This is a genomic window from Flavobacterium sp. FlaQc-47 (assembly GCF_044006475.1).
Lineage (GTDB): Bacteria > Bacteroidota > Bacteroidia > Flavobacteriales > Flavobacteriaceae > Flavobacterium.
In genome coordinates this window covers 560151-575096 of record NZ_JBIPCQ010000004.1, presented here as the reverse complement: position 1 = coordinate 575096, position 14946 = coordinate 560151, and the positions used below count along the sequence as shown (strand labels likewise).

10 protein-coding genes are annotated in these 14946 nt (G+C 35.1%); 3 read left to right on the top strand and 7 right to left on the bottom strand.

What is annotated here, in order from left to right:
- Nucleotides 1–339 precede the first annotated feature (339 nt).
- On the top strand, nucleotides 340–2634 hold the full coding sequence (gene bglX, locus ACHRVX_RS15720) for a beta-glucosidase BglX (RefSeq protein WP_395333854.1): 2295 nt from the start codon (nucleotides 340–342) through the stop codon (nucleotides 2632–2634).
- A gap of 321 nt (nucleotides 2635–2955) precedes the next feature.
- Here the strand turns inward: bglX and ACHRVX_RS15715 are convergent, their stop codons facing one another.
- The gene (locus ACHRVX_RS15715; RefSeq protein ID WP_395333852.1) at nucleotides 2956–3186 is read right to left on the bottom strand and encodes a DUF433 domain-containing protein; all 231 of its coding nucleotides are present in this window, start codon (nucleotides 3184–3186) and stop codon (nucleotides 2956–2958) included.
- Nucleotides 3187–3301: 115 nt separating this feature from the next.
- On the opposite strand from ACHRVX_RS15715, the gene ACHRVX_RS15710 reads away from it, so the two are divergent.
- Nucleotides 3302–4258, top strand: a complete 957-nt coding sequence (locus ACHRVX_RS15710) for an aldo/keto reductase (RefSeq protein WP_395333850.1) — start codon at nucleotides 3302–3304, stop codon at nucleotides 4256–4258.
- A gap of 101 nt (nucleotides 4259–4359) precedes the next feature.
- Here ACHRVX_RS15710 and ACHRVX_RS15705 read toward each other — a convergent pair whose 3' ends face one another.
- From ACHRVX_RS15705 to ACHRVX_RS15680, 6 genes are all read right to left on the bottom strand, one after another.
- Nucleotides 4360–6339, bottom strand: coding sequence for a glycoside hydrolase family 97 protein (locus ACHRVX_RS15705; protein WP_395333848.1), 1980 nt, complete (start codon nucleotides 6337–6339; stop codon nucleotides 4360–4362).
- Nucleotides 6340–6527: 188 nt separating this feature from the next.
- Complete coding sequence (locus ACHRVX_RS15700) at nucleotides 6528–7817, bottom strand: cellulase family glycosylhydrolase (protein WP_395333846.1); 1290 nt, start codon at nucleotides 7815–7817, stop codon at nucleotides 6528–6530.
- A 301-nt stretch (nucleotides 7818–8118) separates the two neighbouring features.
- Complete coding sequence (locus ACHRVX_RS15695; protein WP_395333844.1) at nucleotides 8119–9312, bottom strand: AGE family epimerase/isomerase; 1194 nt, start codon at nucleotides 9310–9312, stop codon at nucleotides 8119–8121.
- 5 nt (nucleotides 9313–9317) lie between these two features.
- Nucleotides 9318–10508 (bottom strand): glycosidase, encoded by a 1191-nt coding sequence (locus ACHRVX_RS15690; RefSeq protein ID WP_395333842.1) that lies wholly within the window; start codon nucleotides 10506–10508, stop codon nucleotides 9318–9320.
- Nucleotides 10509–10536: 28 nt separating this feature from the next.
- Nucleotides 10537–11928: an MFS transporter gene (locus tag ACHRVX_RS15685; RefSeq protein WP_395333840.1), complete on the bottom strand. Its 1392-nt coding sequence runs from the start codon at nucleotides 11926–11928 to the stop codon at nucleotides 10537–10539.
- Nucleotides 11929–12413: 485 nt separating this feature from the next.
- Nucleotides 12414–13529 (bottom strand): glycoside hydrolase family 26 protein, encoded by a 1116-nt coding sequence (locus ACHRVX_RS15680; protein WP_395333838.1) that lies wholly within the window; start codon nucleotides 13527–13529, stop codon nucleotides 12414–12416.
- A 318-nt stretch (nucleotides 13530–13847) separates the two neighbouring features.
- Here ACHRVX_RS15680 and ACHRVX_RS15675 point away from each other — a divergent pair, with 318 nt between their 5' ends.
- The gene (locus ACHRVX_RS15675; protein ID WP_213304827.1) at nucleotides 13848–14726 is read left to right on the top strand and encodes an AraC family transcriptional regulator; all 879 of its coding nucleotides are present in this window, start codon (nucleotides 13848–13850) and stop codon (nucleotides 14724–14726) included.
- The last annotated feature ends 220 nt before the right edge of the window (nucleotides 14727–14946 follow it).

The window sequence follows — 14946 nt, the reverse complement described above, 5'->3', positions numbered from 1 at the left end:
ATCTCATTTTATGTCAGGCTGAGCGGAGTCGAAGCCCGCAAACTAATGCGACAAAAAAAGGGAATTAATTCATTTTGTGTCATTTCGACGGAGGAGAAATCACACTCGTAATTCGACAAAGGTTGATGATTATTTTTGCAGAGTTTCTAGTGTGATTTCTCGTACCTCGAAATGACAAAATTGCGTATAGAAAAATAAGAAACAAAAAAGTTGTCGTTTACCGTAAATCGCGTGAGGGATAGTAGTGAAAAGCCCACAGCCTGACGAAGGAAGTGCGAGGACTTGAAACGGATAGCCCGACCCGAAGGGACACGCCCAAATTACTAAACTAACTAACCAATGAAAAATAAAATAATAACAATTGGGTTTTTTGCCCTTTTTACTGTTGGAAATATGAATGCACAGAAAAAACCGTATCTGGATAAAAATAAAACAATTGAACAACGAATTGATCTGCTTTTGCCTTTGATGACTCTGGAGGAAAAAGTGGGGCAGATGAATCAATATAACGGGTTTTGGGATGTAACGGGACCGGCTCCAAAAGGCGGAACCGCGGAACTGAAATACGAACATTTGCGAAAAGGATGGGTAGGTTCGATGTTAACTGTTCGTGGAGTGAAGGAAGTTCGCGCGGTGCAGAAAATTGCGGTGGAAGAAACCCGATTGGGAATTCCGCTAATAATTGGTTTTGATGTAATTCATGGTTATAAAACGTTAAGCCCTATCCCGTTGGCAGAAGCTGCGAGTTGGGATTTAGAAGCGATTAAAAAATCGGCGGCAATTGCTGCGGATGAAGCTTCGGCATCTGGAATTAACTGGACCTTTGGTCCAAATGTCGATGTAGCAAATGATGCGCGTTGGGGTCGTGTGATGGAAGGCGCAGGAGAAGATCCATATTTAGGAAGTAAAATTGCGATTGCCAGAGTTCACGGTTTTCAGGGTGAAACGATTGATGATTTGGCTAAAATAAATACGATCGCAGCTTGCGCAAAACACTTTGCGGCGTATGGGTATGTTGAGGCGGGATTGGAATATAATATTGTGGATATTAGTAATTCTAAATTGTATAATTCGGTTTTACCTCCTTTTGAAGCTACGGTTCAGGCGGGTGTTCGTACGTTTATGAATTCCTTTAATACCTTGAATGGAGTGCCGGCAACGGGAAATGTTTTTCTGCAAAGAGATATCCTGAAAGGAAAATGGAAGTTTGATGGATTTGTAATTTCAGATTATGCTTCGATTCGCGAAATGATTGCGCACGGATATGCTAAGGACGAAAATGATGCAACTTTAAAAGGCGTAATTGCAGGTTCGGACATGGATATGGAATCGTATTTGTATGTGGCAAAATTAGCCACTTTGGTAAAAGAAGGAAAAGTAAAAGAAGCTTTGATTGATGATGCCGTTCGCAGAATTTTGCGCGTGAAATTTGAATTGGGATTATTTGATGATCCTTACAGATATTGCGATGAGAAACGTGAAAAAGCTGTGGTGGGAAGTAAAACCAATAACGATGGCGTTCTGGATATGGCGAAAAAGTCTATTGTATTATTAAAGAATGATAAGAATTTGCTTCCGCTGAAAAAATCAGGACAAAAAATCGCTTTGATTGGCGCTTTGGCAAACGATAAAAACAGTCCTCTTGGAAGTTGGAGAATTGCGGCAGATGACAATACAGCTGTTTCGGTTTTAGAAGGGATGCAGCAATATAAAGACAATCAACTGGTTTTTGAAAAAGGAGTTGATTTACTTTCGCAAAAAGCGACATTTTTAACGGAAACAGTTTTTAATACAACAGATAAAAGTGGATTTGAAGCGGCAAAAACAGCCGCAAAAAATGCCGATGTTGTTGTAATGGTTTTAGGTGAATACGGCTTTCAAAGCGGCGAGGGCAGAAGCAGAACCGATTTGAATTTACCGGGATTGCAACAAGAATTGTTGGAAGAAGTTTATAAAGTGAATCCGAATATTGTTTTGGTTTTAAATAACGGTCGTCCGTTGAGTATTCCTTGGGCAGCAGAAAATGTTCCGGCAATTGTAGAAGCCTGGCAATTAGGAACTCAAACCGGAAATGCCGTGGCACAGGTTTTATACGGAGATTATAACCCAAGTGCAAAACTGCCTATGTCGTTCCCGAGAAATGTGGGTCAGGTTCCTATTTATTACAATAAATATAGTACGGGAAGACCTATTGATAGTGATAAAAACGTTTTTTGGTCACATTATATGGATGTAGAGAAAACGCCTCAATATCCGTTTGGTTTTGGATTGAGTTATACGAAGTTTGATTATAAAAACCTCAAAGTAAGCAAAACTGCTTTTGCAAAAGGTGAAAGTGTACAGGTTACAGTTGAGGTTACCAACTCCGGAAATTATGATGGAAAAGAAGTGGTACAATTGTATATTCATGATGAATTCGCAAGCATTGTGCGACCAATTAAAGAATTAAAAGGTTTTGAATTGGTGAATTTGAAAAAAGGAGAAATTAAAACCGTGACTTTTACTTTGACGGAAAAGGAACTTGGCTTTTATGATAATGATGGAAATTATTTAGTTGAACCGGGAACTTTTAAAATTATGGTGGGCGGAAGTTCTGATACAGGTTTGGAGAGTGGTTTTGAAATAAAAGAATAAAAGTTTAATCGCGCAAAGTCAGTGGCGCAAAGTTTTTTGAATAGCCCCTGGCTTTAGCTTGGGAATTTATATTAAAAAAAAGCAAAGGCTTTAGCCCAAACTATAACGTTTTGGCTAAAGCCTTTTGTTTGAGCTATTTTTACGTCCAGCTAAAGCTGGACGCTATTCAATCTTAAAACTTAAAAAAAACTTTGCGCCTCTGCAACTTTGCCGATTATAAAAACTTTATTAATATATTTCTAAATCATTAACTCTTTGAAAAATCATTTCCAATTATCTTAATTAATCTCCATGAGATGTTTGCATCAAGAAGTAATTTCATTATGCTGCAATTATTTTTGTAATATTCTCTCGATTAGCAGCAAAAGCCAAAGCAGCAAGAATATCTTCTCTTTTTAATTCTGGAAAATCTTCGATAATTTCATCAAAAGACATTCCTGTAGAAAGCCAAGAAAGAATATCTGATACACAAATTCGGGTTCCGGTAATAACAGGTTTGCCAAATCTGATATCTGGATTTATCGAAATTAAATTTTGCCAGTTATTTTCCATAATTTTATTATTTAAACAAATTTAAAAAATTAAAGACAAATTAGATTTTTAATTATTGAAGTTAGTTTTCTACCTTTAAAATCTATTAAAAATACCAACCAATTAATCTAAAATAATGAAATATAACAGATGTGGAAAAAGTGGGTTATTGCTGCCTGAGATTTCTTTAGGATTATGGCACAACTTCGGGTCAGTAGATAATTTTGATAATGCCGAAAGTATCGCGGTCGAAGCCTTTGATAAAGGAATTACGCATTTTGATTTAGCCAATAATTACGGACCGGTTCCGGGTTCTGCTGAAACTAACTTCGGTAAAATATTATGGCATAATTTTCAGGGAAACTTACGCGATGAAATTATTATTTCGACAAAAGCGGGTTACACCATGTGGGATGGACCTTACGGCGATTGGGGATCTAGAAAATATCTATTATCAAGTTTAGACCAAAGTTTAAAAAGAATGAAAGTCGATTATGTCGATATTTTTTATTCGCATCGTCCGGATCCAGAAACGCCAATTGAAGAAACTATGATGGCATTAGATTACGCCGTAAGAAGTGGAAAAGCATTGTATGTGGGAATCAGTAATTATTCGGCAGAAGAAACACGTGTTGCAGTTGATGTTTTAAAGAAATTGGGAACGCCATGTTTGATTCATCAGGCAAAATATTCGATGTTAGAGCGTTGGGTAGAAAACGGTTTACTTGATGTTCTGGAAGAAAAAGGGGTGGGTTGTATTGCTTTTTCGCCTTTGGCACAAGGTCTTTTAACGGACAAATATCTAAAAGGAATTCCGGAAAATTCGAGAGCGCATAATCCAAACGGACATTTAAAAGAAGATGAGGTTACTGGTGAAAGAATCCAGAAATTAGTTCAACTGAATGAAATTGCGCAGAATAGAAACCAATCTTTGGCGCAAATGGCATTGGCCTGGCTGCAAAAAGACAAACGAATTACTTCGGTTTTAATTGGGGCGAGTTCTGTGAGACAGTTAAATAATAATATTGATTGTTTGCAAAGTCTGGAATTTTCTCAAGATGAATTAAATGCGATTGAGAAGATATTATCTTGATTTTTAATAAATAATATCACGTTTACAATATAAACCTGACAGGTTTAAAAAAACCTGTCGGGTTTGCAAACGTATAGAATGACATAATGAATTGAATGATTTTATTGAATAATCATTGCCAAACCTCCGCCTGATGCCAATCGATATTTTAATTTCGTATTAGAATCTACGGTAATAATTTCCCTTTTATAATCAACAGCCGCTTTATCAGCGTTTAAACCGTCAGAGAAAATTTCTGCTTCGAATTTTTTGTCTTTTTCAAGGAAAGAAAAATCAATTGTAATTTCTCTGGAATCCCAATTGGCTATCGAACCTAAGTACCATGTGTTTGATTTTTTTCTGGCGATTGTCACAAATTTTCCCACTTCTCCGTTTAAGGAAACGGTTTCATCAAAAGTCGTTGGAATTTTAGCAATAAAATCAGTGCTTTCCTGTTCCTTTATGTAAGCTGTCGGACTATCTGCCATCATTTGCAAAGGCGCTTCAAAAATGGTGTAAAGTGCCAGTTGATGGCATCTTGTACCCTGACTCATTGGGTTGGAATGACTTGGTTTGAATTCACTTTTTGTAGCATTTCGCATCGCTCCGGGCGTGTAATCCATTGGTCCCGCCATCATTCTGATAAAGGGAATCGTACAATCATATAGCGGAACATCGTCGTTTGGTGTCCATTTATTATTTTCTAAACCTTTTACGCCTTCAAAATTGAGGATATTAGGAAAAGTTCTCTGAATTCCCGTTGGTTTGTACATTCCGTGAAAATCCAAAATCAATTTATGATCTGCTGCTTTTTGAGCAATATCATAAACTGAATTTACCATTTTAGCATCGTCCCGATCTAAGAAATCAACCTTGAAACCTTTGATTCCCAAATCAGCATAATTCTTTAAAATTCCTGCTGTGTTTTTGGTTAAAGCCATCCAGGAACTCCACAAAATAATACCGACATTTCGTTCTTTTCCGTATGCAATCAAAGCTTCGAGATCGACATTCGGATTGTGTTTCATAATATCATCTTCTAAACTCCAGCCTTCGTCCAGAACTACATATTCGACTTTATTTTTAGAAGCAAAATCAATATAATATTTATAGGTTTGCGTGTTGATTCCGGCTTTAAAATCGATGTTGTAAATATTCCAGTCGTTCCACCAATCCCAAGCTACTTTTCCAGGTTTTATCCATGAAATGTCTTTTATTCTTGAAGGTTCAGATAATTTTTGAACCATATCATTATTCGCTAAAGCCGCATCATTATTTGAAATAACAATCGCTCTCCACGGAAAATTTCTTGTTCCTTTTGTTTGAACCAAATAATCTGCCCTTTCTGTAATTAAACGATTTATATTGTTGAATCCTCCGTTTTTTTCCTGTAATGGATATTTCGAAAATCGAGATTCAAAACCAGATTTCGAAGTGTTGTTGGTTACAAACAATCCCGGATAATCTTCGAGATTTGCTTCTAAGAAAACCGCTTTTTTATGGTTTTTATAATCAATTAAAAAAGGTAAAAATGCCAAAGTATCTTTAGAAAATTCACTTATTTTTTTATTCTCGTAATGCGCTTCAAACGAGGAAATAAAAGGATCTTTCGGATTTCGCAGATCACGAACGTAAGGTATTAAAGTGTTATAATCCTGATCAAAATTCAAAGTAACCTCTTCCCATTTTACGGTGATATCTTTTTTCTTTTTGGTAATAAAACGATACGCAACGCCATCATCAAAAGCGCAATATTCAATACTGAAATCATTTTTAAAGTTTATAGTAAGCTGATTGTATTTGTTTTGAACCGATTTCTTTTTATAAAACGGAGATTCAAATGACGCATCTACACTTTCTTTTTTTGAATTTAAAACAACAGCATTTTTTCCTAAAACAACATTTCCATCCAAAGTCATAGACATTGCCGAAGGTGACAAAATCACATCCTTTTCATGAGAAATTGTCCAGCTTATTTTATCATTCACCAAAATTTTGATTTCAATTTTCCCATCCGGAGAGTTCAAAACAAAATCCTGCTTCTTCTGCGAAAATGCAAGATTAATAAATACGAAACAAAAAAGAATAAAGACTTTTTTCATGTTTGAGTGTTTTTAAACCATATAAGTTATATAAGTTTATATAATATTGCACAAAGGTTTGCTTATAATTTCTTATATCACTTATATGGTTTAAATTTTTCCACAATATAAGTGCTATTAAGTTCATTTAATAATAGCACAAAGTTTAGCTTATAATCTCTTACATGAACTTATATGGTTTAAATAATTTAATTTTTTGTAAGCTGTTTGTTGTATTTTTTTACAATATCGAGAGTTGATTTATCACTCGAAAAAACAGAGTTTAAACCTTGTGGTTCTTGTGGAGGATCTGTTGTTAAAGGATCGCCGGGATTCCATTTTCCGTCTTTGGTAACCGCTTTTCCTTCACCGCCAAAACCCCAGAAATTCGCCGCCTGCAACGGACCGTTATTTTTGACACTTTCGGCAACACGGCTAAAAATATAATTGTAAAAAATATCTCTGTTTGCAACAGAAGTTCCTGCGGTTAAATTTTCATTTTCTCTTGGTAAACCAAATTCCTCAATGATAATGGGGCGTTTTAAATTGTTGGCCACTTTAATATGATCATCAATATATTTTCCGGCATTTTCAAGTGTTGTTGGCATCGTTTTTTCGGCGCTATCAGCCTTAAACCAATTCCAGTTTTTCGGCCAGATGTGCATGGTCAGATAATCAATATTGGGATTTTGATGTGTTCTTTCGAAAATTTCCATGCTGTCGTTCGAGCTGTTTTTTCCTTCAGAACCTGTCGAAACCAAATGATTTTTATCTAAACTATCAATTAAATCTACAATAGTATTGAGCCAAACGGTAAATTTTTTTTCGTTTTCTACCGTAAAAAGTCTCGGCTCATTTCCAACCTGCCACGCCATAATGGTATTATCTTCGTTGTATTTCTTTTTTGAATATTTATTTGTTCTTCCAATAATAAACTTCACATGATTTTCTAAAGCTTTCATACAAGGTTCACAGCTATGAAATTGCTCTGTATAACTCATAAATTGCGGCCACGTATTGGGTGGAATTGCGGGAACCGGAATCGCGCCTTTGCCATTCCATTCTAAATATTGTGACATTCCGCCAGACCATTCCCAGTTATTTGTCAAATACAAAACCACATACATTTTACGTTTGCTCATTTCATTGATCAGGAAATCCAATCCGTCAAGCAAATCTTCATCGTATTTTCCCTGCTCGTATTGCAACGCCGGACGTACGGTGAAATCATATTTTCCGCCATCGCCGCCAACAAGAATTCGGAGGTTATCGATTCCGTTTTTTTGCATTAAATCCAGTTCCCGAATCAATCTTTTTCTGTCGCCTACTTTTTTTGACGCCAGTAAACTTCCGTACCAATAATTCGTTCCAATATACGCGTACGGTTTATCGCCTTTGTAAAATTGCGTTCCTTTTACCGTAATTCGTTCCTGCGCCTGACAAGCCATTGTCGAGAAAATTAAAGCTAATCCGAGGGTTTTTAGAAATATATTTTTCATTATTTATTTTTTTAGGAGCTAATCCTGCTATCCGTTTCAATCTTTTATTTTTTCTAAAGAAAAAAAATAAAAGGATTTCCACTTCTATCAGGGCTAGGAATCTCCATTTGATGAGATGTTTATTCTCCTAACAGGTTTTCAAAAACTGTTAGGTCTTATCTTCATAAAGCTTATTGTTGGAAATCACATAAGCTGAGCGCACACTGTTGTCGAATACTAGATGTGATTTCTCCTCCGTCGCAATGACAAAAAAAATGTAAACCTGCGAAAATCCGTTTAATCCGTAAAATCAGCGGGCAATTTATTCCATTTTTATTCTATAAATAAGTTCTAAACAAGCACGACTGTTATGATAAGGACATTTCCAGAATCCGGCTTTGTCTTTTTCAATAAGCGAATTGTCTTTGTTAATTCCCCAATACCATTCGCCGTTTTGTTTGTCTAAAATATGGTTTTTAATAAATTCCCAGTTCTTTACAACAATTTGTAAATAGTCTTCATTTCCGGTTAATTGATAGGCATTATAAAAACCAATTAAAGCTTCTGCCTGAACCCACCAGTGTTTTTCGGCAACTAATTCGTTTTTTTCGGGATCAAATTCATACCATAAACCTCCGTCAGAATCCAGACCTTCTTTGGTCACTTCTGCCATTTGAATCGCATATTTTTTGTAATTCGCAATTAGATTTTCATCTTCATTAATTTCGGCACATTGCAATAAAAGCCAGGCAGCTTCAATGTCGTGTCCGTACGAAATAACATCTGGTTTTTCGAGCCAGTTTTCATCAAAAAACAAGCGTAAATGACCTGTGTGTGTATTGATAAAATGAGTTTCTATGGTTTGTAATAATTCAATAATATTACTTTGAAGCTCTTTATCTTTCCACACCTTAAACAAATTTGCATATGCTTCAACAATATGCAAATGAGTGTTCATGGTTTTCTTTTCGTTGGCATCTTTATCACTCAAACGTAAATCATCAATAGGCTGCCAATCGCGGGTTAAAGCTTCAAAATAGCCTTTGTTTACGGGATCGTAGCTGTGTTTTTGTATTTTTAAATATAAATTTATTGCAATTGCCAGGGCTTTATCATCATTAGAAATTGTATAATATTCAGATAAACCGTAGATCGCAAAAGCTAAAGCATAAATTTGATTTTTAGTGTCCTTTGGTGTTTTGTCAGCGTTAATACTCCAAAATAAGCCTCCACACTCAGCATCATAAAAATTGTTTGACAAGAATTCAAAAGCACGTTCGGCAATTTTTTTATGACTTTCGTTTTTAGTTACTTTATAACCTGACGAAAAACTCCATAAAATCCTTGCGTTTAAAACAGCCCCTTTTTCGGTATTGGCAATAATGTGATCGTGAAAATCAATCTGACCTATAAAACCGCCATTTTCATTGTCTACAGTATGTGTCGACCAATAGTTTAAAATGGATTCAAGTTCTGTTGATAATTCAGATTTTAGTTGCTTTAGTTGTACTGACACGGTAATTATATTGCGTTATTTTTTTCGATTTGATTGATAATTGTTTTTACAGAACCTGCTGATATAAACGTATCTGACGGTGCATTTGTGACATAATCAACCAGTTTTTCTACAGATGAAACTGCAACATGCATTCTCGTATCTGATGAGGCATAATACACATAAACGGTTCCGTCATTGTCTTCAATCCATCCGTTTGAGAATAACACATTCGATACATCACCAACTCTCTCAATTCCTTCAGGTCCCATAAAATGTCCGGCCGGAACGTGGGTTACTTTTGTAATATCATGCAAATCTGTCATGAACATATATAGCGTATAACGTAATCCCGCAGCAGTATTACGAACTCCGTGTGCAAGATGTAGCCATCCTTTTTCAGTTCTGATAGGAGCGGGACCAAGACCATTTTTCAATTCATAAATAGTATGATATTGTTTCCCGAAAATAATTTTTTCGTCTTTTACAACCGGTTTTGTCATGTCTTCAACATAGCCTAAACCAATTCCGCCGCCAGCACCAACATCAATAAAACCATCTTGCGGACGTGTGTATAAAGCATATTTTCCGCTTACAAATTCGGGATGCAAGACTACATTACGTTGTTGTCCCGTATTCGAAATTAAATCCGGCAGTCTTTCCCAGTGTATTAAATCTTTTGTACGTACAATTCCGGCATTGGCTACAGCCGAACTTGTATCGCCTTTTGGTGCTTTTGGATCTTTTCTTTCGGTACAAAAAATACCGTAAACCCAACCGTCTTCATGATGAATCAAACGCATATCATAAACATTTGTATCCGGTTCTTCGGTTTGTGGAATCACGCATGGTTTGTCCCAAAACTTAAAATTATCTATTCCGTTTGGGCTTTCTGCTATAGCAAAAAAAGATTTCCTGTCGATTCCTTCTACACGAACAGCAAGCAAATATTTTCCGTTCCATTTCATGGCTCCGGCATTAAAAGCGGCATTCATTCCAATTCGTTCCTGTAAAAACGGATTCGTTTTTTCGTTTAAGTCAAAACGCCAGTTCAATGGTATGTGAGCTGCCGTAACAACCGGGTTTTTATAGCGTTCGTAGATGCCGTTTCCAGCAGTATCCTGAGGAGTATTTTTTTGCCCGATTAGTGTATTGTGTTCTTTTTCTAATGCTACTTTTCTATCCTGAAATGTAGTTGAAGTGGCTATTGCTGTCATATAAATAGATTTCTGTATCTGTATTATTTTAATTTATTTGATCTCTTTTTTCGTTTAAATCCTGTTCAATTATCTGAAGTTTTTCTTCGGATAATGGATAGAATGCGATAAAAACGACTGATATTATTGCTGCTATGGCGGGGAGAATACTTAACATTAGCTGAATTCCGTTTTGAGCTGTGGCAGTTTGTTCAACATTTGCCTGAAAACCGTAATAACCCAAAAGCCATCCTGCTCCGGCGCCGCCAATTGTCCACCCAAATTTTTGTGACATTGACGATGCTGAAAATACCAATCCTGTGGCTCTGCGTCCTTGTTTCCACTCAGAATAATCAGCGCTGTCTGCATACATTGACCAAATTAACGGGAAGATGCATCCGGCACAAATACTGATTAATACCTGGAAACTCATGATTAGGAAAACATCATTTTTTCCGAATAAGTAGAATATCAAACTCAATATTGCGGCTAATGCCATTGCGCCAAGGAAGGTTTTCTTTTTACCAATTTTATTGGCAATTGGCGTAGCAGCAATAACTCCGATGATGTTTGCTGCTTGTCCCAGAACTAAATAAATTGAAGTTGGCGTCATGTGAAAATCCGTTCCAAAAAGTGAAAAATCAAAGTTGACGCTGCTGCTGACATAATATTTGAAATAATAAACGGCTGCTCCATCACGAATAGAATTAAAAACCAACATAAAAATTCCGGCACCCAGTAAAATCCACCACGGTTTGTTTTTTAGTAAATCCTGTAAATCTTCTTTTAAGTTGTTTTTCTCGTCTGAAATTGGTTTTACCCTTTCTTTTGTGAAGAAGAAGCATCCCCAGAAAAAAGCGGTTGTAATAAATCCGAAAACGGAAATTGTTGCCAGCCAACCCGATTTAGAATTCAGGCTTCCGCCGAAATAATTTACTAAAGGTTCAATTAACCAAAGTGCTAATAAACTTCCTCCAAAGGCAAATACCATTCTATAAGATGATAGTGTCGTTCTTTCTTTTCGATCAGATGACATAACACCTAAAAGCGATGCATACGGAACGTTGATTAAGGAATAAATCATCATCATTGCCGAATATGTTACGTAGGCATAAATTATTTTTCCTTTTTCGTCAAAATCAGGTGTGTAAAAAGTTAAAACGCCAATTACGGCAAAAGGCACGGCAACCCATAATAAATAGGGTCTGAATTTCCCCCATTTGCTTTTTGTTCGGTCTGCTATGATGCCTACGATTGGGTCAAAACATGAATCCCAAATTCTGGTAATCAAAAACATGGTTCCAACAACGGCAGGTGCCAGTCCGAAAACATCTGTGTAGAAAAAGAGAAGGTACATACTGAAAATTTTCCAGAACATGGATGATGCGGCATCTCCAAGACCGTAACCTACTTTTTCTTTTAAACTAATTTTGTCGTGCATTTAGGTTTTGTTTTATGGTTGTGGTTTAGATTTGGTTAGTTATTTTAATGTTTTTGCACGCAGATCATGCAGATTTTTTTTTGGAACGCAATTTTAAACACATAGAAACATAGCTTTTTGGAATCTATAAAGGCATTTCACTTTTAATAAAACACAATAGTCACCTATGTGAGTAAGCTTGCTTTCTTTTGTATTCTTTTTTTTTAACTATAGAATCTATGTTTCTATGTGTTGAATTTTTTTTGCACGCAGATCACGCAGATTTTTTTTTGGAACGCAATTTTAAACACGTAGAAACATAGCTTTTTGGAATCTATAAAGGCATTTCACTTTTAATAAAACACAATAGTCACCTATGTGAGTAAGCTTGCTTTCTTTTGTATTCTTTTTTTTAAACTATAAAATCTATGTTTCTATGTGTTGAATTTTTTTTGCACGCAGATCACGCAGATTTAAGCAGATTTTTAATTTTTAATTCTCAATTTTTAATTTTTATCGATGTCCTTCTCAAATAAGGTTTTATCAAGCTTATAATATTCAACAAAATCCTTTTCGCTTACTTGTCCTGAAAATGGCGCGTAATAATGCATTTTTTGCTCTTTTTCCTGCCAGCCGTGATTTCTCCATAATAAAACATAAGATATTTTATAATCGCCAATCGCTTTTGATAATGTTCCTGTCCACCATTTTGGGTCTGGAATTGCTTCATAACCTGCTTCGGCTATCGCAATTAATTTATGCTGTTTTATACCAATTTCGTTGATGATTTTAAGCTGTTTTTGTACTTCGTCAATAAACTTTTTTCCTTCCTTGTCATCATTGTTCTGGTAGGAATCAAAACTTAGAATATCAGCATAATTATCTCCGGCATAATTGGTTAAAAATTCTTCTGCTGAGTTGAAACCGCCGGTGTTATAAATATAAATCAAATTATGAACTCCTTTTTTTTGTAAATAATCAGCGGTGAATTTCCACAATGCTTTAAATTCTTCCGGGGTACAATTTCCTTTACCCCACCAAAACCAACCTCCGGTAAGTTCATGATAAGGTCTGAACAGGATTGGAATGTTTTTTCCTTTTTTGTCTTTTAGAGATAAAAGATATTTTGCTGCTTTATCTAACCAAATGGTAAATTTTTGATGATTTTCTCCACCCGGCAAAACGGTTTTAAGTGAATTTGGCGTATTATCCCAAGCGCTTTTTCCGGTTGCAGGATTATCAAAATGCCAGCTTATGGTTGTGATGCCGCCTCTTGCATTACTTTCTTCTATATATTGTTTCATTTTTTCAAACGGAATACCGTCTATATTGTTCGGACTGTCTTTTTCAAGACCTGCAAGGTCCCAACCGTAAACTGCGGGATAATCACCAACAACATCTTTTATGTCGCTTCGACCGTCTTCATATTTCCAGTTTACACCGTATGCAAGATCGTCCTGATGACCAAACATATATCCTTTTTGCACTAATTGATTCAGTTTTTTATACAGAGAAACTGTCTCAGGTGTTGCTTTTTTATCTGCAAGTGACAAATTAGTATTACTGTCAGCACGCTGTCCAGAACATGAAATTCCTGTAACTACTGCAAAGATTAAGGTCATAATGTTTTTTTTCATTACAAGTATGCTTGTTATTCAGTTTAATAACTGTGATTTATAAATTGGCAATGAATTAAAAAGTAACCAATTTCTTATTTTGAAATTTGATACTGATTTTGGATTAAAATTATCAAAACTATAAAAAGATATTGCATTAAAAATGATTAATGTTTATTATCAATATAGTTTTTATAAAAATGATAATTCTATTTTTCAAAGATAATCGGATGTTTATTGTCTAATTAATATTATTTTATCAATTATATATCATATTATTGCAAACAAAAAAATCAATATTACTTTCTAAAATAGTTTTTAAAGATGAGTAGCACTAAAAATTTTTACAGAGAAATTGCTCCGCTTTCGGCTGGAGATAGTTTTTTAGTTTTCGACAGAGTGAAAGATAACTTTGATTTTCCGGTGCATTATCATCCGGAATTTGAGATCAATTTCATCTTAAACGGAAAAGGAGTGAAGCGTGTTGTGGGCGATAATATTGAAGAAATTGACAATGTCGAATTAGTTTTGATTGGTCCAAATTTATATCATGGCTGGGAATTAAATAAGTGCACAAGTAAAAAAATTCATGAAATTACGATTCAGTTTCATAATGATTTATTTCACGAATCTTTTCTTGCGAGGCGTATTATGAATCCAATTCGGGATATGTTCAATAGATCGATTCACGGGATTTTATTTTCTAAAAAAGTTGCTGAAGAATTAACGCCAAGACTAGTAAAACTCTCCAAACTAGATGGTATGGACTATTTTCTTGAAATCACATCATTATTATATGATTTGGCAAATTCCAGAAATCAACGTTTACTTTCGACTTATACGGTCGATTATGATACGTTTGATGATTATGATAAAATGAAACTGGTTTATGAATATGTACAGAAACATTTTGCAGAAAAAATTACTTTAGAGGATGTTGCTAATATTGCGAGTATGTCGATTATTTCTTTTAATCGGTTTATAAAAAAACGTACCGGAAAAACTTTTGTGAATTATATTAATGATATCCGTATTGGTTATGCTGCGCGCTGGCTTGTAGAAAAGGATATGAGTGTGTCTGAAGTTGCGTTTAAATCCGGCTTTAATAATATTGCGAACTTCAATCGTAGTTTTAAAGCTATTAAAAATTGTACGCCGAGCCAATATAGAGAAGATTTTTCTGGATTAAAGCGTATTCTGTAGTGATACTTTTTTTGCACAAACAAATATTATTTTTAACGAAATCGTTTGCATTTTGACGGTTTTGTTAATTTTTATTTATAGTTTATAGTGGTTTAACTGGCTGTGTTTGCGAATAATGTAATTTTTATTGTATTTTATTTTCATATGTGTTTTTTTAAAGTGGTATAGTAAAAATATTATCATTAAATGATATAATACTATCGATTTAATGTTTTCTACT